Origin of the sequence: Streptomyces prunicolor NBRC 13075, from assembly GCF_000367365.1 — a bacterium.
Classification (GTDB): domain Bacteria; phylum Actinomycetota; class Actinomycetes; order Streptomycetales; family Streptomycetaceae; genus Streptomyces; species Streptomyces prunicolor.
Window position 1 is genome coordinate 146,903 of sequence record NZ_BARF01000034.1, and the last position, 19,778, is coordinate 166,680.

Here is a 19,778-nt window from a genome sequence, read left to right on the forward strand (position 1 = left end):
GAAAACCGGGTACCCCCGAAAGGGCCCTTCAGCCGTCGTGGAAAGGGAACGGGGACACCGACGCTCCCCCGGGCGGCCGGTGCCCCCGTTCCGCTCACGTCGGATCAGCGGCGGTGCGCGCCGCAGTGGAGGGCATCCTCCACCGCGGCTGCCACGGCCTGCTGACCCAGGGCGTTGGGGTGCGCGGGCGCGGCCGGGGCCGTGGCGACCAGGGGTTCGATCCAGCGCTCGCCGGCCGGCTTGCACATGTCGTGTCCCACCGTCGGGGTGTAGGTGTCGACGTACCCCGCGCCGTGCGCCGACGCCTGGGCCGCGATCATCGCGTTGAGCTTCTTCTCGGTGTCGCGGAGATAGGCGAAGTCACCGGCGGCGAGCGGTACGGCGGAGCTGGTGCAGCCGACGCCGTCGTCCGGGAACAGGTCGGGATAGCCGACCATCAGGACCTTGGCGTGCGGGGCCCGTTCCCGGACGGCGTCCAGTGCGGCGGCGATCCTGGGGGCGATGTCGTCGACGCGCTGTGCCAGCCGGTCGGTGCCGTCGCTCGTGAAGAAGGTCTGGCAGGGACTGCCCGTCGGGTCCTTGGACGTCAGTCCGGCGCAGGTGGCCAGGTTGTTGGAGAAGCCGAGGTCGTTGCCTCCGATGGTGAGGGTGACCACGTCCGTGTCCGTGCCGAGTGCGTCGAGCTGCGGCGGTTGCGTGCCCTGCGGTCCGGCCAGGGCCGTCGTCGTGGCGCCGGAGCAACTGACGTCGGTCACCTGCCAGTTCCTCGCCGCCGCGAGGAGGGACGGGTAGTTCTGGTCGGATCGCGCGCAGGTGGCGTCGACCTGGGTCGGTATGCCGGGTCCGGAGGCGTAGGAGTCGCCCAGCGCAACGTAGTTCACGGTGTGCGTGGTGCGCGCGGTGGGCGTCGAGGCGCTCGCCGCCGTCGCTCCCGCGGCGGACAGGGCCATCGCGCAACACGCCACCGTGGCGCCTCGTAGCAGGCCTCGCCGGCCGGGAGATCTCTTGGTCTGCTTGTTCAAGTCCATCCATTCATCGGGCCCCAGAAGCGCGCTTCGAGTCGCTCCGACAACAGCTGCCAGGTGCGGGGGCGTTGTACTCGCTAAACGACAAACGGCGTACGTGCCAAGGAGGTTCACTCGTGGGTGCGGAAACGAACCGATCACGGAGCCTTGGCAAGGCGTGCGGGGGCGGACCGCCCTCGGAGGAGCCCTTCGCCGGACTCCTCGGAGGGCTCCTCGCATTGCGGTCTACGAGCCGCTCCGGGACCCGGTTCACTCGTTGCCCGGGTCGGTTGCCGGGACCGGTGGCCGGGATCGAAATCGTCCCGGCAATTCGGAGGCTGGTCCTGGCCTCCGAATTACCGGGAATCACATCTGCCACGGTCGGAAGATGTCAGCAAAGGGAAACTACACGGAGGCAGAAAAAGGACTCCGGCTCACTGTCCTACTGGTCACCGATGCCGGCCCGGACCGTTCAGCACTCCGGTGAAACCCGCAAGCAGGGAAGGGTTGTCGGAGAGCCATGCCTGCACATGGTTGGCCCCGATCGCTCCGCTCGGACCGGATTTGAAGTAGGCGTCCAGCTTGTCCAGCAGGGCGCCCACCGCGCGGCGGGCGAGCGGCTCGCGCACCCGGTCGAGGGCCTGGCCGGCGCGGTCCATCCACATCCGCGCGTCGTCGGACGCCGAGGGGGTGGGTGGGCCGAACGTCGCCACCGCCACCAGGCCGACCGCGGACATGGCCCTGCGGTCGAGCGGCGCCGTAGGGCTGTCCCAGACGCCGGCGAAGATCGTCCGCGCGTCCGAGAAGCGGCCGCCGTAGAACGCCAGTGTTCCGCGCAGGATGGCGGCCGCTGCCCGGAGGTCGTCCGCGCTCAGGTCGTCCGCGAGCCGGATCAGCTCCGAGAGCCGGTTCTCGGCCGCCTCGACCGCTCCCTGCGCCATGTCCAGGCACACGATCCTGAGCGCGGCGTACGCGTACTGACCGCGCGCGCCGATGAAACGCAGGATGCGCGCCGCCTCGGTCCAGTGCGCGCGGGCGCGGTCGCGGAGGCCGGCGCTCTCCTCGGCGTCGCCCCAGAGCGTGAGGGTGCATGCCCTGGCGAAGTCGTCGCCGGAGGCGCGTGCCGCCGCGGCGGCGGCCTCGCCGTGGCCGCGGGCGCCGTCGATGTCGCCGATCTGGAGGCAGTACGTCGTCCAGTTCGTCAGGAGGATCGCCCGGTCCCAGTGGAACTCGGTGCCCGCGACGCCCTGTTCGGCCCGTACGAAGAGTTCCGCCACATCGTCCCGCCCGGTCAGCATGGCGTGGAGCGGCTCGTAACAGGGCCCCAGGACAGCGAGTTGGGGGTTCTTCGCCTGGCGCCAGGCCGTCTTGAACCGGTCGATGAAGTAGTCGCCCTCCGCGTAGCGGCCGACGACGTGGTTGAGCCAGACGAGCCATGCGAGGGCGTAGAAGAGTGCCCGCTCGTCGTCTTCGGTGGGCTCTTTCCCGTCCCCCGCGTCGTAGGAGAGCAAGGCGCGTTGGAGGCGGTCGATGCCTTCTTCCTCACGGCCGCTGATGATCCAGTAGCTGCCCCGCCGCGCTTCCAGGGACAGGGCCTGAGCTGTTCGCGACCGGGCCATCATCAGATCCGAGGCGGCCCTGATGTTGGCGGATTCCGCCGTGTGCCGTCTGATCAACTCCCCGTGTTCGCCAGGTGTGTTGACGTCGGTGCACTCGTGCACGAAACGCGACGCCCAGGCCATGAAGCGTTCCTCCGCCTCGGCGGCCCTGCCTTCGGTCCGGAGCCGGTCCAGCGCGTACTCGCGGACCGTCTCCAGCATCCGCAGCCGGCTTCCGTCGGGCGTCGAGACGGTGAACAGGAGGGATTTGTCGACGAGTTGGGCCAGCACTTGGAGGATATCGTGGCGGTCCACCCCGGGGCAGTCCGCCTCGGGAGGGAGGATCGCCGTCTCCGCGAACTCGACGGAACAGCCGCCGACATACAGGGCGAGTTCCGTCAACACCCGCTGCTCGGTGGTGTCCAGGAGTGCGTAGCTCCAGTCGAGGACGGCGCGCAGGGTGCGGTGCCGGGCGGGAGCGGTCCGCTTCCCCTTGGCCAGCAGGGCGAAGCGGTTGTCGAGGCGGAGTTCGATCTCGCGCACCGGCAGCAACCGCACGTGCGCGGCGGCGAGTTCGACCGCGAGGGGCAGTCCGTCCAGCCTGCGGCACAGCGAGCGGATGTCCTCCAGCGCCGGCTCGTCCGCGGTGAAGTCCGGGTCGATCATGACGGCGCGGGCGCTGAACAGTTCGGCTGCTTCGCCGTCGGGCATCGGCGCCAGGGGGTACAGCGTCTCGCCCGCGACGGCGAGCGGCGCTCGGTGGTCGCCAGGACGGCCAGCGCGGGGCACCGGCCGAGCAGGACCGCCACGAGCGGGGCGACCGTGTCGAGCAGGTGCTCACAGTTGTCGAGCACGAGGACCGCCCGCCGTCCGGCGAGGAACGAGGTGAGCCGGTGCACATAGTCGTGCGGGGGCTGGTCCGGCCGGACGGAGGTGTCGGAGAGGCCGAGCGCGGAGGCGACCACCGCGAGCACGTTCGCGTCGTCGGCCGGGGCCAGATCGACCCACCAGACGTTGCCTCGGGACGGCTGGACCAGCGCGCACACCTCCAGTGCCAGGCGGGTCTTGCCGACGCCTCCGGGTCCCAGCACGGTCACCAGCCGCTCGCGGTCGACGACCTCGCACAGCGCGTTCAGCTCCTTGCGCCTGCCGACGAACGGTCCGAGCGATCCGTTCAGATTGCCTTCGCCGGATGCCGGCCGGACCTCCGTATACGGCGAAGCCGACCGGACCTCCGTACGCGGCGAAGCCGGCCGGTCGGACAGGGAGACCGACTCTTGGAGAGACCGGCCGTGCCTCTGGAGAGACGGACCGTGCCCTTGCCGGGAAAGGTCGTGCCCTTGGAGGGACGGACCGTGCCCTCGTAGAGCCAGGTCGTGCCCCTGGAGGAACGAATCGTGCGCCCCCAGAGACAGATCGTGCCCCTGAAGGGACGGATCATGGCGGAGTATCGCGGCGTGCAAGGAGCGCAGTTCCTGTGAGGGAGCGGCGCCGAGCTCGCTCTTCAGGAGCCGGCGCCCCGTGTCGTAGACGTCCAGGGCTTCGGCGAACCGCCCGCAGCGGTAGAGCGCGAGCATGAGACGGGCCCGGGCCCGCTCGCGGAGCGGTGCGAGGGTCAGCAGGGCCTGCAGCTCGGGGATCAGCTCCTTCGCCCGACCGAGTTCGAGGCCGGCGGTGGCGGCGTCCTCCAGAGCGCCCAGCCGCAGATCCTCGAGGCGGGTCCGCTCGGTGTCGAAGCCCCGCCCCTCCAGGCCGTCCAGGGCGCGGCCACGCCACATCGACAGCCCCAGCCGCAGCTCGCTCTCGGCCTTCTCGTACTCCGCCGCCGCCAGGTGATCACGGCCTTCCCGGACCGCGGTCTCGAAGGCGGGCACATCGACCTCGTCCTCCGGTCCCAGGACGATCCGGTAGCCGCCGTGACCGAACAGCAGCCGAGCCTCCTCGCCCCGCGCCGCGAAAGCGGTACGCAGCTTCGCCATCTGGACCTGGAGCGCGCCGACCGGGTTCTTGGTCCCGCGGTCCTCCCACAGCTCTTCGACGAGGGTGTCGCGCTGCACGACCGCCCCGTGGGCGAGCAGCAGCCGTCCCACGATCGCCCGGGACACGGCGCCGGGAGGGACGACCGCGCCGTTGGCGGTCTCCAGCTCCAGGCGGCCGAGCAGTCGAAAGCGCATGACCGCCATCCTGCCGTGGCCGGCCGAAAGCCCCGTAGGGTCTGTCGGCGCGTCGCAAGTGACCTGTCCGACGTCCTTTGCCGTGAACCGGTCGACGTCCCTGTGTCGTGAACCAGTCAGCACCCCTGTCTCGTGAACCAAGCGTCGTGAACCAAGTAGTCGGACGCCCCGTAGCCGTCTACGTTCACCGCCTTCGACGGGGCACCAGGAGCGGAAATGATCCGGAACATCGTCCTCTTCAAGCTCAATGACGGTCTCACGCGCGTTTCTCCCGCGGTGACGGAGGGATTCGAGCTCGTGAAGAACCTCGACCGGGAGATCCCGGAGATCCGGCAGTGGGAAGTCGGGTGGCATGTCTTCGACGAGACGCCCGCCTCCTACGACTTCGCCCTGAACAGCCTCTTCGACGACACCGCCGCCTTCCAGCGGTATTTCAACCACCCCGCGCACCTGGCCGCCATCGCCCACTGGATGCACCACGCTTCGTGGGTGGTCGTCGACATGCACGTCTAGGGACTCGCCCTATCTGGAGGCTCGGGTGTCGGCCGAGGTGGCGGGCCGAACGCCCTGCCGCCAGGCTGACGGCAGACGTACCGACAGGCAGAACGGACAGACGCACAAGGGGACTGGTTCGACATGCAGATCGATCTGACGGGACGCACCGCCCTGGTGACGGGCTCGACGCAGGGCATCGGCGCCGCGATCGCCGCCGGACTCGCGCGCTCCGGCGCCCGTGTGGGGGTGAACGGCCGGAACGAACAGCGGGTCGCGGAGGGGGTTGCGCGGCTGGCGACAGAGGTACCCGACGGGGACTTCGTTCCGGTGGCCGCCGACGTGGCGAACGAGGAAGGCGCACAGCGCGTCCTGGAGGCGCTGCCGGAGGTGGACATCCTGGTCAACAACCTGGGCATCTTCGGCTCCGCCGACCCGCTGGAGATCAGCGACGAGGAGTGGCGGCGCTACTTCGAGGTGAACGTGCTGGCCGCGGTACGGCTGACCCGTCTGTACCTGCCGGCCATGACGGAGCGCGGCTGGGGCCGGATCCTGAACATCGCCAGCGACTCGGCGGTCGTCATCCCGGCCGAGATGATCCACTACGGCATGTCCAAGACCGCGCTCCTCGCCGTCGGCCGCGGCTTCGCGAAGCAGGCGGCGGGCACGGGGGTGACGGTCAACTCGGTCATCGCCGGCCCGACCCACACCGGCGGCGTCGAGGACTTCGTCTACGAGCTCGTCGACCGCGACCTGCCCTGGGAGGAGGCCCAGCGCGAGTTCATGCGCAAGCACCGGCCGCAGTCCCTCCTGCAACGGCTGATCGAGCCCGAGGAGATCGCCCACATGGTGGTCTACCTCAGCTCCGACCAGGCCTCGGCCACCACCGGCGGAGCCCTGCGCGTCGACGGTGGATACATCGACTCGATCCTGCCCTGACGCCCTCAACTCATAGTCGCCGCACGCACTTCACCGCCCAGAACTATGGTGTCCCACCACATGTGCCACTGACGTGCCCCTTCCTACCGTGTGCCATCACGTACCCGTCCCCACGGCACACAAGGAAGTGGCGCACATGGCCTCAGCACCCACCGCTCCCCCACCCCCCGCCAACCTCAAACGAATCGTCGCCGCCAGCCTCATCGGCACCACCATCGAGTGGTACGACTTCTTCCTCTACGGCTCCGCGGCCGCGCTCGTCTTCAACAAGCTGTTCTTCCCGGACTCCGACCCGCTCGTCGGCACCCTGCTCTCCTTCCTGACCTACGCCGTGGGTTTCGCGGCCCGCCCGCTCGGCGCCCTCGTCTTCGGGCACTACGGCGACCGGCTCGGCCGCAAGAAGCTGCTGGTGCTGAGCCTGCTGCTGATGGGCGGGGCGACCTTCGCGATCGGGCTGCTGCCGACCCACGCGACCGTGGGAGCGGCGGCGCCGGTCCTGCTCACCGCGCTGCGTCTGGTGCAGGGCTTCGCCCTCGGCGGCGAGTGGGGCGGAGCCGTCCTGCTCGTCTCGGAGCACGGGGACGCACGCCGCCGCGGCTTCTGGGCGTCGTGGCCCCAAACAGGCGCGCCCGCGGGGCAGTTGCTCGCGACGGGAGTGCTGTCCCTGCTCACCGCCGTCCTGTCGGACGAGGCCTTCGGCAGCTGGGGCTGGCGCATCCCGTTCCTGCTCTCCGGTGTCCTGGTCGCCGTCGGTTTGTGGATTCGTCTGTCTGTCGATGAATCCCCTGTGTTCCAGGAGGCGTTGGCCCAGGCGGAGGCACGCAAAGCCGCCGCCCGGGCAACGTCCCGCAGTACCGCCCCCGAGCAACTCCCGCTCTTCTCCGTACTGCGCCACCACTGGCGCGACATCCTCGTCGCGATGGGCGCCCGCATGGCGGAGAACATCAGCTACTACGTGATCACCGCCTTCATCCTCGTCTACGCCACCACCTCGGCCGGTGTCTCCCGGCAGACGGCACTGAACTCCGTACTCATCGCCTCCGCCGTGCACTTCGCCGTCATCCCGGCCTGGGGCGCGCTGTCGGACCGGATCGGACGCCGACCCGTGTATCTGCTGGGTGCGGTGGGGATCGGGCTGTGGATGTTCCCGTTCTTCTCGCTGATCGACACCGGCGGCTTCGGCAACCTGGTCCTCGCCGTGACCGTCGGCCTGGTCCTGCACGGCGCGATGTACGCACCCCAGGCCGCCTTCTTCGCCGAGATGTTCGCGACCCGGATGCGCTACTCCGGCGCTTCCATCGGCGCCCAGTTCGCCTCGGTCGCGGCGGGTGCCCCGGCCCCGCTGATCGCCACCGCGCTGCTCGCCGACTACGACAGCTCGACCCCGATCGCCCTGTATGTGATCGCGGCGGTGGTCCTGACCCTGATCGCGGTGGGCGTGGCCAAGGAGACCCGGCACCGCGATCTGACCGAGATCGAGTCCACCACCGGCGACCGGCCCGCGACCGCTCCTGCGACAGGCACAGCGAGTGCGACGGACGCCGCAGACGCCCGCACCGCCTGATCACCATGCGCCGCACCGACCCTCGTACGCCCCGCGCCTACGAGGGTCACGGCTGCACCGGCCCCGCCAACCGCCTGAGTCTCAGGGCGAGTTGGATCTCCAGAACGCGCCCCGGTTCCTGCCAGTCCGCACCGAGCAGCCGGCCCACCCGCTCCAGCCGTTGGGCGACGGTGTTGACGTGGACGTGCAGGTCGTCCTTCGTCCGAGCCGGGCTCATGGCACACGCGAAGTAGGCGTCCAGCGTGCGCAACAGATCCGTACCGCGCCGTTCGTCGTACCGCACGAGCTGCCCGATGGTCCGCTCGACGAAGCCTCCGATGTCCCGGTCCCCGGCGAGGAGCAGTCCGAGGAAGCCGAAGTCCTCGGTGGCGGCACCGTCTCCGGTACGGCCCAACAGCCGCAGGGCGTCGAGGCAGCGGCGCCCTTCCTCGTAGGCGGCGACCACGGCATCGGGCCGGGCGGCGGGTTTCTCGACGGGTGCGGAGGCGCCGACGGTGACCGCTTCATGGACCGCCGATCCCAGTTGGGTGGCGGTGCGCCGGGCCAGGTCCGTGGCGGTGTCGCCGGGGTCCAGGGGCAGCAGCAGAACCGTGCCGCCGTCGCGGGCGGCGGCCAGGCCGTGCCGGGTTCCGGCGAGGTGGGAGGCGGCGGACCACAGGCGTCGGCGGGCGGCGGCCGCCTGGTCGGCGTCGGCTGCGGTGCCGTCGAGCCGGGCGGCGAGGACGACATGGGTGGCGTCCAGGTCGGCGTCCAGCCTGGACGCACGCTCCCGCAGCAGGCGCGGGTCGCGGTCGCGGGCGTCGAGCAGGTCGTCCAACAGCTCGCCGCGCACGCGCTGTTCGGCCTCGGCGGCGGACCGTCGGGCGAGCAGCAGCAGAGAGGTGACCATGGCGGCGCGCTCCAGGGTGCGCTGGTCGACGGGGTCGAGGCCGGGGTGTCCGCGCAGCACGAGCGCACCGAGCAGTTCGCCGCCCGCGGCCACGCCGGCGATCCAGTCGTCCCGGTGCCGCACCGCGTGCCCTTCGACGCGGGACGCTTCCAACGCCTTCGCGGGCGCGGCGTCGATCTCGGTGAACTCGACGACTCCGTCGAGGACTTGGGAGACCGCGGCGGCGACGTCATGTACTCCACCGCCGCGCAGGACGAGTTCGGCGAGCCGGTCGTGGATGTCCGACGCACGCTCGATGACTCCACTGCGGTCCTGGATGATCTCGTTGGCGCGCTCCAGCCCCGCGAGGGCCGCGCGGGTCTCGGTGAGCAGGTTCGCGGTGTCGATGGCGGCCGCGGCGAGCGCGGCGAAGGAGCCGAGCAGCGCGATCTGCTCCCGCTCGAAGACCCGCGCCCGCCGGTCCGCCGCGAACAGCACCCCGATCACCCGGTGCCCGAGCATCAACGGCACCCCGAGGATCGCCACCAGCCCTTCGTCCCGTACCCCGGAGTCGATGGTGAGGGTGTGCTGAAAGCGATCGTCCTTGAAGTAGTCGTCGGTGACATACGGCCGTGCCGTCTGGGCCACGAGTCCGCCGAGCCCCTCCCCCATGCCCAGCCGCAACTGCTGGAAGCGGGCCGCGACCGACCCCTCGGTCACCCGCATGTAAGTGTCGCCCCTGGCCGGGTCGTTGAGGCTGAGGTAGGCGATGTCGGTGCCGAGCAGCGACCTGGCGCGCTGGACGATCGCCTGCAGTACGGCGTCCAGGTCGCGCAGTCCGGCGAGGTCGTGGGCCGTCTCGAAGAGCGCGGACAGCTCGGCCTCGCGCCGTCGGCGTCCCTCCAGCTCCGCACGTACGCGCAGCGCGAGCACCTTGGCGTGTTCGAGCCCTGCGATCGCCTCGGCCGGTCTTCCGTCGGCGCGGGCTAGCAGCACCGGCTGCTCGTAGGCGTCGGCTGAGGCGCCCCGGGCCAGCAGTTCGAGGAACGGTGCCTCGGCACTGCTCTGTTGCGCTGCGGCACCGGTGACGGCGGCGGAACGCTCGGCGGACTGCATCTGATCGCTGGACATGCTCACAGGATTCCCCATCGCCGGGCCGGCCGGTCAGGCCTGTGGATAACTCGCGAATCGCCCGCACACCAGGTGCTTCAGTGCGCGGTCCATCCGCCGTCCAGCACCAGCGAGGTGCCGGTGACGAAGGACGCGTGCGGGCCGCACAGATAGGCCACGGCCTCGGCGACCTCCTCCGGTTCGATGAGCCGTTTGACCGCGCTGTCCTGCAGGAGCACCTCGGTCAGCACACGCTCCTCGGGGATGCCGTGCGCCTGTGCCTGGTCGGTGAGCTGTCGCTCGACCAAGGGGGTGCGCACATAGGCGGGGTTCACACAGTTCGAGGTGACGCCATGGGGTGCGCCTTCGAGGGCGGCGGTCTTGGAGAGTCCCTCCAGACCGTGTTTGGCGGCCACATAGGCGGACTTGAAGGCGGAGGCACGCAGCCCATGGACGGAGGACACATTGACGATCCGTCCCCAGCCCTGCCCGTACATGTGGGGCAGGGCGCCGCGGATGAGCCGGAAGGGCGCCTCCAGCATCACGGTGAGCACCGTGTGGAAGACGTCGGGCGGGAACTCCTCGATGGGGCGCACCAGTTGCAGCCCGGCGTTGTTGACCAGGATGTCCGTGCCGGCGGCGGCGTGCTCGGCGGCGTCCAGGTCGGTGAGGTCGAGCACCTGCGGCTCGACGGTGCCCGCGAGGTCCTGCGCCCGGTCGGCGAGCGCCGCCAGTCCCGGGGCGTCCAGGTCGACCGCTCTGACCTTGGCCCCGGCGGCCGCCAGCCGCAATGTGCAGGCACGGCCGATACCGCCGGCGGCACCGGTGACGAGGGCGGTACGGCCGCCCAGGTCGAGGAGAGGAGCGGCGTGGGGCCCCTGGAGGGCGCTGGGCACGGTCATGTGGCGAGCCTAGACAGCGCCCCCGCCTCACCACATATGGGTTGAGCACATACTTCAGTCGGAACTCGTGGTGTCAAACCATGTGGGTGCGTCGGACATGGCTTGCTTGATCCGGAACAGCTGGTGTTCGCTCATCGTGGGCAGCGCATCCACCTCGAACCAGCCGACCTGCAACGACTCGTCGTCATTCACGGCCGCCTCGCCTCCGACGGCCCGACACCGGAAGGTGATGTCCATGAACTGGCAGGCGTCACCGTTGGGATAGCTGATCGGCCCCCCGGCCTTGACCAGGACGACCCGTTCCGGCACGCACTCCACGGCCGTCTCCTCGAACACCTCGCGCACCGCGCAGTCCGCAGGTTGTTCACCGGGCTCCGGGATCCCCGCGATCACCGCCCATTCGTGGTTGTCCGCCCGCTGCCCCAGCAGCACCCTCCCCGCATCGTCGAAGACAACGGCGCTGACCCCGGGAAGCCAGAGCAGTTGATGCCCCGCGGAGGCCCGGATCGTACGGATGAAATCAGGAGTAGCCATGCGCCGACCCTAACGGGACGGTGCATGGCTACTCCACGAACTGCCGTGCGCGCGGCGGGCGTACAACGGTCGTACGACTACACGGACCCCGCGCGCCGTCGGCGCACACCCGCGCCGATCGCCCAGCCGAGGCCGGCCGCCGCGACGAGCACCAGGGCCATCTCGGGCAGGATGCCGAGCTTCGTGGCCGGCGTCTCAGAGGAGCGCAACGGCACCTTCTGGACCAGGGAGTCGGGCACGAACATGCCGGTCTTCTGGGTGATCTTCCCGTCCGGCATGATGATCGCGCTGACGCCGCTGGTCACCGGGACGGTGACGGTCCGGCTGTGTTCGACCGCGCGGACCCGGGACATGGCGAGCTGCTGGTAGGTCATCTCGCTGCGGTCGAAGGTCGCGTTGTTGCTGGGCACGGAGATCAGTTGGGCGCCGTCGGTGACCTCGGAGCGCACGGCCCAGTCGAAGGCGGCCTCGTAGCAGGTGACCAGGCCGATCTTGGCGCCGTTCATGGTGAACACGCCCGGCTTGGTGCCCCGGCTGAAGTCCTGGCGGACCATGCTGGTCCAGTTCTTGTTGATCGCCCCGAGCAGCGAGCGCATCGGGAGGTACTCGCCGAAGGGCTGGATCTGCCGCTTGTCGTAGGTGTCGGTGGGGCCCTTCACCGGGTCCCAGAGGATCTGCTCGTTGTAGAGCTTGCCGCCCCGTTCGACGACACCGCCGACCGAGATGGGAGCGCCGATCGCCTTGGCCGCCGCGTCGATGTCGGCGTACGCCTGGGCGTCGGCGAAGGGATCGACGTCGGAGGAGTTCTCCGGCCACAGGACCACGTCGGGCTTCGCGACCTTGCCCGCCTTGACCCGCGCGGCCAGCCGCAAGGTCTCCTTGACGTGGTAGTCGAGTACCGCCCGCCGCTGGGCGTTGAACTCCAGTCCCGCGCGCGGGACGTTGCCCTGGATGACCGCGACCGTCGTGGTGCCGTCCTCGGCCTTGTCGCTGACCAGGGACCGCGCGGCCACCGCGCCCACCACCGGTACGGCCACGCTCAGCAGCGCCACGGCCGCGGCGGACCGCCGTACGACACGGGTACTGCGGCTCTCCAGGACCAGGCGCACGATCTCGTAGAGGCCGAAGCCGCACAGGACGACCGCGAAGCCGAGGACCGGGGTGCCGCCCACCGCGGCGAGCGGCAGGAAGACGCCGTCCGCCTGGCCGAACGCGATCTTGCCCCAGGGGAAGCCGTGGAAGGGGACACGCGCGCGTACCGCCTCACCGGCGATCCACAGCGCCGCCGCCCACAGCGGCCAGGCAGGGAGCTTCGACACCGCGGTGATGGCCGCGCCGACCAGCGCGACGAAGATCGCCTCGACCACGACCAGGGCGATCCAGGGCCCCGGGCCGACCTCCACGCCGGTCCACACGAGCAGCGGCAGCAGGAATCCGAGGCCGAAGAGGTAGCCGAGCCCGAGGCCCGCCTTCCAGCTGCGGCCACGCAGCACCCACCCGAAACAGGCGAACGCTGGCAGCGCCAGCCACCACAGGGTGCGCGGCGGAAAACTGACGTAGAGCAGCACTCCGGAGAGCGCGGCTACGGCGGCCGGGACCAGACGGACGAGGCGGGCGAGGCGCGATGCGGGCGCGGCCTGCGGCTTCAGCTGGTCCGACTCGTCCACGGAAGTTGCGGTGACGGTCACTCCGGGAGTGTACGGCGGTCGACCTCGGCGCCGACAGCACGGTCCGGACGGCAGCACAGGGCACTGAGCAGGACCGCAGCCGCATCGTTCCTGCGCAACTCGTCCACAAATCGGTCATCAGCCGTTACGGTGTGCCGGAGCCCCTGTCGTGCGGTCGGTCCAGGCCAGGACGGCCGGGGCCGGTCACGGGTCGGGGGCGGCCCGGTTCAGGGGGCGGCGGGGTGGGTTCCACGGGGATGGCGTCGGCGACCGGTCCGGACGCCGACAGTGAGAGACGAAACGTTTCGGACGCGGCGGGCATCGTGGTGCTCGGATCGTGTGCCGCGTGGGCGCTGATCACCGCCGCCATGCACGACGGACGGCCCGAGGGAGTGCTGCTCGCGGTCCTCGCGGTCGCCGCCGGTTACGCCTCGGGGCGGATCTCCGGGGCGCTGGTGCCGGTCGCCGCGCCCTGTGTGGGGGCACTGGCCGGGCTCGGTCTGGCGCTGGCCGAACCGCATCTCGCCCCGGGCCCCCAGTTCGCCGTCCCGCTCGGCCACGCCGGTGCGACCGCGGCCCTGCTGACCCTGGCCGTGGGTGCCGCGTGCTGTTCCGCGTGGGCCGCCTCGGCTCCGGCGCTGCGGCTCGCGCTGTGGCTGCTGGCGGCCGGGATCACGCTCACCGCGGCCGTCCTGGGCTCGGTCACGGGACTCGCCCTGTGCACGGCGGTACTGCTGAGCTCGCTCGCCGCCGGCCGGATGCGGCTCCGCGGTCTCGGTATCGCCGGCCTGGGGCTGGCCACGGCGCTGGCTACCGGCGTGACCTGGGCCGTCGCCGGAAACGTCCTCCCGGAGGGGCTGACCGAGTCCCTGGAGGGCCAGCTCACCCCGCACCGGGTCCAACTGTGGCAGGACGCCCTGCACATGGCACACCAGGACTCCGCCCTCGGGGTGGGCCCCGGACGCTTCGGAGAGCTGAGCAGCGCGGCGGCCGAGGCCCTGCTGCCGGACGGCAAACCGCACTCCGCGCCGCTTCAGCTGGCGGCCGAGCAGGGAATCGTCGGCGTGCTCCTGCTGGCGGCGGCCTACGGCTGGGTCCTCCACTCGCTGTGGCGCACTAGCCGCCCCACCCCGATCGCGCTCACCGCGGCCGCCGCGCTGACGGGACTCGCGCTCGTCGCCTCGGTCGGCGACGCGCTGAGCTTCACCTCGGTGTCGGTCGGCGCGGGTTTCCTGGCCGGGCTGGCCACGGCCCACCCGATCGCCGACGACGCCTCACGCATCGCGCCGGACGTACACGCGCGTGGCGACCGGCTGGCCCCGTGACGGGCAAGGAACGGGTCAGAGCACCGCGCCGGACTTGGGCGGCGCCAGCCGGTCCGTGATGATCCGTACGGCCGCCTCGGCGTTGTCGACGGTGATCGTGAACGTGTGCCCGTCCCACAGCCGCAGGACGATGCCCTCACCACGCCGTACGACGACGGCGGTGCCCTTCTCGGGCCGCCAGCGGTAGCCCCAGCCGCCCCACTGGCGCGGGGTGACGTGCGGGGCGAACTCGGCGCCCGCGACGCTCGCGAGGGGGATGCGGCGGCGCGGCAGACCGATGTGGCCGCAGCGCACTTCGAGGCACTCCGTGTCCACCTTCAGGCCGACGTGCACGAAGGCGAGCGTGCCGAACAGCATGAGCAGTCCGGCCGCGATGCACCCGACGACGGACATGACGAGCGGGGCGATGCCGGACGTCCAGGTGGAGTCCACGGCCAGCTCGATGCCGAGCGCCATGCAGGCGGCACCGGCGAGCGCCAGCAGCCACTGGAACCGGTTCGTGGCGCGTCCGGTCCAGATCTCGGTCTGCGGGAAGGTTTCGTCGCGGGGGTGGTCCCTCATGCCTACGAGACTACTCAGCTTTCGCTGCGCGGGTACGGCGTTGCGGAGGGTGACCGTTTTGTGGGGCGCCACGGTGGACGCACAGCGTCCGCTCCGTCGCCGGCGCTCAGTGGGCGGGCGTGACGGCCCGCAGGAGTCGGCCCTCGGTGTAGACCGACGCGGCGGCGGGCAGCGCGCCCTCACGGCCGTTCAGGAGCACCGTCACGGTGCCGTCGGGCAGCGCCTCGGGGGCGGGTCTTTCACCGATCCGGCGCAGTGCCTGGGCGGCCACCGCGTCGGCGGAGCCGTGCAGGACGAGCGGCGGGCGGTCGGGGCGCTGCACTGCGGCGCGGATGCGTTCGGCCACCAACTCGTAATGGGTGCAGCCCAGGACGACGGTCGTTACATCGTCGGGGGTCAGCTCGGCGGCAGCGGCGACGGCGGCGTCGATGGCCGGCTCGTCCCCGTGTTCCACGGCTTCGGCCAGTCCCCAGCACGGGATCTCGGTGACCGGGACACCGTGAGCGAAGTCCTTGATGAGGCCGTGCTGGTAGGGGCTGCCGGTGGTGGCAGGAGTCGCCCAGATCGCGAAGGGGGTGCCGCCGGCCGCGGCCGGCTTGATCGCCGGGACCGTGCCGATGACCGGGATACCGGGCTCCAGGCGCTCGCGCAGGACCGTCAGAGCGTGCACGGTCGCGGTGTTGCAGCCGATGATCAGGGCGTCGGGCCGGTGCGCGGCGGCGGCCTCGGCGATGGCCAGCGCGCGCTGGGCGACGTCTTCGGGGGTCCGCGGTCCGTAGGGCATGCCCTCGGGGTCCAGGGAGAGCACAAGATCCGCGTCGGGGCGCACCCGCCGTACCGCCGCGGTGGCCGCCAGAAGGCCGATTCCGGAGTCAATCAGCGCGATCTTCACCCGGCCACGATAGACGATGGCCTCTGTGGACCCGCTCCCGTGGGGCAGACTGCGCCCGTGAGCGCCATCGTGTGGATCGCCGCCGGATCACTCGCCGCCTGGCTGTGGCTGCTGTTCTGTCAGGGCTTCTTCTGGCGCACGGACATCAGACTCCCGGCCCGTACCGACCCCGACGCCTGGCCGCAGGTCTGCGTGGTCGTCCCGGCCCGCGACGAGGCCGCCGTACTCCCCGAGAGTCTGCCCTCGCTCCTCGCCCAGGACTATCCCGGGCGGGCGGAGATCTTCCTTGTCGACGATGGCAGTTCGGACGGCACCGGGGAACTGGCCCGCGAGCTGGCGTCCCGGCACGGCGGGCTGCCGCTGACCGTGGACTCCCCCGGCGAACCGCCCGCGGGCTGGACGGGCAAGTTGTGGGCCGTACGGCACGGCATCGGTCTGGCACGCGCGCGTGAGCCCGAGTACCTGCTGCTGACGGACGCGGACATCGCCCATGCCCCGGACAGCCTGCGGGAGTTGGTGGCGGCGGCCCGCACCGGCGGCTTCGACGCCGTGTCCCTGATGGCCAGGCTGCGCGTGGAGAGCCTGTGGGAGCGGCTCGTGGTGCCGGCGTTCGTCTACTTCTTCGCGCAGCTGTATCCGTTCCGCCGGATCGGCAAGCGCTCAGCGCGGACCGCGGCCGCGGCGGGCGGTTGTGTCCTGCTGCGCACCGACGCCGCCGAGCGGGCGCGGATCCCGGACGCCATCCGGCACGCGGTGATCGACGACGTGGCGCTCGCGCGGGCCGTCAGGGGCGGCGGCGGTCACATCTGGCTGGGGCTCGCCGAGCGGGTGGACAGCGTGCGCCCCTATCCGCGACTGCACGACCTGTGGCGGATGGTCTCGCGCAGCGCGTACGCGCAACTGCGGCACAACCCGCTGCTCCTCCTGGGTACCGTCCTGGGCCTGGCGCTGGTGTATCTCGTGCCGCCGGTGGCCCTGTTCACCGGTCTGGCCGTGGGGAGTACGGCGACCGCGGTCCTCGGCGGTCTCGCGTGGCTGGTGATGACGGGGACGTACCTCCCGATGCTCCGCTACTACGGACAGCCGCTGTGGCTCGCTCCCCTGCTGCCGTTCACCGCGTTTCTGTACCTCTTGATGACCGTCGATTCCGCGGTGCAGCACTACAGGGGACGCGGTGCGGCCTGGAAGGGCCGCACCTACGCGCGTCCCGACGCCGTCGTCGGCGACGAGAGCTGAGCGCTCACTTGCGACCTGGGGTCCAGTTCATGCCCCACCCGTAGACGCGGTCCACGGTTCGCTGCGGGCTGACCCCACGGTCGGGGACGAGGTAGCGGACCTCGCGCTGGACGACGAGATCTCCCCCGGTGTTGGTGATCAGGGCGAGTGCGCACACCGTGGAGGGCACCGTGCACTCGTCGAGCGAGAAGTCGATCGCGGCGCCGTGCTGCGGCTGGAGGGTGACCGTGGCGTGCAGGTCGGCGAAGGAACGGGCGCCCTCGTAGATGGTCACGAAGACCAGGATGCGCCGGAAGTCCTTGATGTGGTCCAGGTTGACGGTGAGGTTCTCGCCGCTCGCCGAGGCGCCGGTGCGGTCGTCGCCGTCGAGGTGGATGTACGGGGGCCGCTGCAGTGAGCCGTACGCGTTGCCGAGGGCCTGGACGACGCCCTTGCGGCCGTCGGCGAGTTCGTACAGGGCGCACAGGTCGAGGTCGAGGTCCGCGTGCATCGCGACCGCCCGGCCGCGCTTGCTGCCCCAGCCGGAGAACTGCTTGCGCACCTCCCAGTTGAGGTTCACGCGCATGGCGCCCGAGGTGCCGCCCTGCTTGGTCAGGGAGACCGAGGGGGCCGCCTTGGTGAGCGTGACCTTGGAGAGCCGCACGGGGGCCGCCGAGGGGGGCGGGGGCGGGCTCACCGGGGGCGCGACCGGAGGGGGCATGGTCACGGGCGGCTGGACCGGTGGCGGCAGGCTCACGGGCGGCCCGGAGGGCGCTGGCATGGTCGCGGTCGGTGCCGCCTGCTGCGGCTCGTCCACGGTGATGCCGAAGTCGGTCGCCAGGCCTACGAGTCCGCTGTCGTAGCCCTGGCCGACGGCCCGGAACTTCCAGGCGCCCTGGCGGCGGTAGAACTCGCCGAGCACGAAGGCGGTCTCGACCGTCGCGCCCGTGCTGTCGAAGCGGGCGACCGCGGTGTTCTGTCCGGCGTCCTGGACCTCGATGTACAGGTCGGGGACCCGGCCGAACGTCCCGCCGTCGGCGGAGGCGGCGAGGACGATGCGGTCGACGGTGGGCTCCACGCGCGCGAGGTCGACGAGCAGGCTGTCGGTCACCTTCCCGCCGGCGTTGCCCTTGCCCTCGTGGCGGACCGCGCCGGAGGAGTGCGTCGGCTGGTTGTAGAACACGAAGTCGCCGTCGGAACGGACCTTCCCGTCGACCAGCAGCAGGGCCGAGGCGTCCGCGTCCGGGACGCCGGCTCCGGGCCGCCAGCCCAGTTCGACGCGCAGTGCCGTCGTCGGCACCGGAACATTCGATCCCTTAGGCATCGACATGTCTGCCCCCTCACGTGTCACCGTGCCAGGACACGCCCCGGCAGCCCATCGGGTGTCTACCCACAACCTATTCCCCGGGGCGGCGAACGCCCATGAGGGGGCGCGGTTACACCGTCGGCCAACCCGCTGGTAACCCGCCAGGAACTTGGCTTTTACCCGATCCGAACACGGGTCGATGCCCTTTTTTGCCAAGTTCGCTCGCATTGGGGATCCCATGCCACTGCCGACACGGAAAACAACCCTCTAATCGGTCTCCCCAACCAGCACATCGTGGGCTTAACTTATGTGCCATGACCTCCCCCCGCTCCACTTATGGCGGCGGCTACTACTCCGCCTCCTTCCCGGACACTCCGATCTACGACTCCCTCGTGGCCGAGCGGGGGACCCCGCAGATCGCTCCGATCCGGGTCCCCGCCGCCTACGACATGCCGGGGAGCAACCTGCCGGCGCTGCCGTCGGCACTGCCCGCCCTCCCGGCGGGTCCCTCGCAGAACTACGGCTATCCGCAGGCTCAGCAGCCCGCCCCGCTGCAGCAGGCGCCCGCCGCGTACATCCCGCAGCAGGCCCCGCCGCGCGGCTACCCCGGGCAGCAGCAACAGCAGCCGCGTCCGATGGCGGCTCCGGCCGGCTACGAGGCGATGCGTCCGGCGGCGCCCCGACCCGCCCCTGCGCCGTACCAGCAGGACCCGTACAACAACCAGCAGCAGTACCGCGGCGGTTACTGATCCGCACCCTGCGTTGTCGGTGCCGACTGGCACGATGGAGCGATGGGGAATGCGGAGCTGCGGGCGATCCACGTTCATCCGGTCAAGGCACTCCGGGGTTTCTCGCCCCGGGAGGCTCTCGTGGAGCCTTGGGGGCTGGCCGGTGACCGACGCTGGGTGCTGATCGACGACGGGGGAAAGGTCGTCACGCAACGCGAGCACCCGCGTCTCGCACTGGCCGCCGCCGAGCTTCTGCCCGGCGGCGGTGTTCGTCTGTCCGCGCCCGGCCGTGACCCGCTGACCGTGGCCGTTCCGGAGCCGGTCACCACCGTGGCGATGGAGGTCTTCGGCACCAAGGTCGACGCGGTGCCCGCGCGGGACGCCGCGCACACCTGGTGCAGCGACTATCTGGGCCTCGGCGTACGTCTCGTCCACATGGACGACCCCGCCACGCGCAGGTCGGTCGACCCGGACTACGCGCTTCCCGGTGAGACGGTCAGTTTCGCCGACGGCTATCCGCTGCTGCTGACCTCCGAGGCGTCCCTCGATGCCCTCAACTCCCTTATCGCGCAGGGGGACCACGCGGCCGAGGGGCCGCTTCCGATGAACCGGTTCCGGCCCAATGTGGTCGTCGCGGGCACCGCTGCCTGGGCCGAGGACGACTGGTCGGACGTCGTGATCGGCGAGGTCGCCTTCCGGGTCGCGAAGAAGTGCGGGCGCTGCGTCGTGACCACCACCGACCAGGGCACCGCCGAGCGCGGCAAGGAGCCGTTGCGCACGCTGGCCCGGCACCGCCGTATCGGCGGCAAGCTCGTCTTCGGGCAGAACCTGGTGCCCCGTTCGACCGGCACGATCCGCGTCGGTGATCCGGTCCGGATTCTCGCGTAGGCGGAGTCGTG

The 19,778-nt window shown here is 71.0% G+C and carries 17 protein-coding genes; 7 read left to right on the forward strand and 10 right to left on the reverse strand.

Annotated features, from left to right (window positions below):
* Positions 1-104: 104 nt before the first annotated feature.
* From SPR02S_RS16475 to SPR02S_RS64870, 3 genes are all read right to left on the reverse strand, one after another.
* Positions 105-950, reverse strand: a complete 846-nt coding sequence (locus tag SPR02S_RS16475) for an SGNH/GDSL hydrolase family protein (RefSeq protein WP_019058082.1) — start codon at positions 948-950, stop codon at positions 105-107.
* A gap of 503 nt (positions 951-1,453) precedes the next feature.
* Complete coding sequence (locus tag SPR02S_RS64865) at positions 1,454-3,313, reverse strand: ATP-binding protein (protein WP_019058083.1); 1,860 nt, start codon at positions 3,311-3,313, stop codon at positions 1,454-1,456.
* The gene (locus tag SPR02S_RS64870) at positions 3,265-4,776 is read right to left on the reverse strand and encodes an AfsR/SARP family transcriptional regulator (protein WP_063746258.1); all 1,512 of its coding nucleotides are present in this window, start codon (positions 4,774-4,776) and stop codon (positions 3,265-3,267) included. Before SPR02S_RS64870 ends, SPR02S_RS64865 begins: the two co-directional genes overlap by 49 nt.
* A 216-nt stretch (positions 4,777-4,992) precedes the next feature.
* Here SPR02S_RS64870 and SPR02S_RS16485 point away from each other — a divergent pair, with 216 nt between their 5' ends.
* The 3 genes from SPR02S_RS16485 to SPR02S_RS16495 all read left to right on the forward strand — a co-directional run bounded on the left by SPR02S_RS16485 (position 4,993) and on the right by SPR02S_RS16495 (position 7,771).
* Positions 4,993-5,289: a Dabb family protein gene (locus SPR02S_RS16485; RefSeq protein WP_019058084.1), complete on the forward strand. Its 297-nt coding sequence runs from the start codon at positions 4,993-4,995 to the stop codon at positions 5,287-5,289.
* Positions 5,290-5,412: 123 nt separating this feature from the next.
* Entirely contained in the window at positions 5,413-6,207 is a 795-nt protein-coding gene (locus tag SPR02S_RS16490; protein ID WP_019058085.1) for an SDR family NAD(P)-dependent oxidoreductase, read from the forward strand.
* A 136-nt stretch (positions 6,208-6,343) separates the two neighbouring features.
* Positions 6,344-7,771: an MFS transporter gene (locus SPR02S_RS16495; RefSeq protein ID WP_019058086.1), complete on the forward strand. Its 1,428-nt coding sequence runs from the start codon at positions 6,344-6,346 to the stop codon at positions 7,769-7,771.
* Between the two features lie 46 nt (positions 7,772-7,817).
* On the opposite strand, the gene SPR02S_RS16500 is transcribed toward SPR02S_RS16495, so the two are convergent.
* From SPR02S_RS16500 to lnt, 4 genes are all read right to left on the reverse strand, one after another.
* Entirely contained in the window at positions 7,818-9,770 is a 1,953-nt protein-coding gene (locus tag SPR02S_RS16500; protein ID WP_019058087.1) for a helix-turn-helix domain-containing protein, read from the reverse strand.
* Between the two features lie 77 nt (positions 9,771-9,847).
* On the reverse strand, positions 9,848-10,651 hold the full coding sequence (locus SPR02S_RS16505) for a 3-hydroxybutyrate dehydrogenase (protein WP_019058088.1): 804 nt from the start codon (positions 10,649-10,651) through the stop codon (positions 9,848-9,850).
* A gap of 54 nt (positions 10,652-10,705) precedes the next feature.
* Complete coding sequence (locus tag SPR02S_RS16510; protein WP_026150600.1) at positions 10,706-11,185, reverse strand: NUDIX hydrolase; 480 nt, start codon at positions 11,183-11,185, stop codon at positions 10,706-10,708.
* A gap of 77 nt (positions 11,186-11,262) precedes the next feature.
* The gene (gene lnt, locus SPR02S_RS16515) at positions 11,263-12,873 is read right to left on the reverse strand and encodes an apolipoprotein N-acyltransferase (protein ID WP_026150601.1); all 1,611 of its coding nucleotides are present in this window, start codon (positions 12,871-12,873) and stop codon (positions 11,263-11,265) included.
* Between the two features lie 236 nt (positions 12,874-13,109).
* Between lnt and SPR02S_RS16520 the strand changes: the two genes are divergently transcribed.
* A complete protein-coding gene (locus SPR02S_RS16520; protein WP_019058091.1) occupies positions 13,110-14,177 on the forward strand; it encodes an O-antigen ligase family protein in 1,068 nt (355 codons plus the stop codon).
* A 15-nt stretch (positions 14,178-14,192) separates the two neighbouring features.
* On the opposite strand, the gene SPR02S_RS16525 is transcribed toward SPR02S_RS16520, so the two are convergent.
* Positions 14,193-14,738: a hypothetical protein gene (locus SPR02S_RS16525; protein WP_019058092.1), complete on the reverse strand. Its 546-nt coding sequence runs from the start codon at positions 14,736-14,738 to the stop codon at positions 14,193-14,195.
* A 106-nt stretch (positions 14,739-14,844) separates the two neighbouring features.
* Positions 14,845-15,630 carry a glutamate racemase gene (locus SPR02S_RS16530; RefSeq protein ID WP_019058093.1) on the reverse strand — a complete coding sequence of 262 codons (786 nt, stop codon included), beginning with the start codon at positions 15,628-15,630 and terminating at the stop codon, positions 14,845-14,847.
* A 69-nt stretch (positions 15,631-15,699) separates the two neighbouring features.
* On the opposite strand from SPR02S_RS16530, the gene SPR02S_RS16535 reads away from it, so the two are divergent.
* Positions 15,700-16,866 carry a glycosyltransferase gene (locus tag SPR02S_RS16535; protein ID WP_026150603.1) on the forward strand — a complete coding sequence of 389 codons (1,167 nt, stop codon included), beginning with the start codon at positions 15,700-15,702 and terminating at the stop codon, positions 16,864-16,866.
* Between the two features lie 4 nt (positions 16,867-16,870).
* On the opposite strand, the gene SPR02S_RS16540 is transcribed toward SPR02S_RS16535, so the two are convergent.
* Positions 16,871-18,169: a TerD family protein gene (locus SPR02S_RS16540; protein ID WP_026150604.1), complete on the reverse strand. Its 1,299-nt coding sequence runs from the start codon at positions 18,167-18,169 to the stop codon at positions 16,871-16,873.
* 296 nt (positions 18,170-18,465) lie between these two features.
* Here SPR02S_RS16540 and SPR02S_RS16545 point away from each other — a divergent pair, with 296 nt between their 5' ends.
* Together SPR02S_RS16545 and SPR02S_RS16550 are read left to right on the forward strand one after the other, a co-directional pair.
* On the forward strand, positions 18,466-18,900 hold the full coding sequence (locus SPR02S_RS16545) for a DUF6643 family protein (RefSeq protein WP_019058096.1): 435 nt from the start codon (positions 18,466-18,468) through the stop codon (positions 18,898-18,900).
* 42 nt (positions 18,901-18,942) lie between these two features.
* Positions 18,943-19,767, forward strand: a complete 825-nt coding sequence (locus SPR02S_RS16550; protein WP_019058097.1) for an MOSC domain-containing protein — start codon at positions 18,943-18,945, stop codon at positions 19,765-19,767.
* Positions 19,768-19,778: the final 11 nt, after the last annotated feature.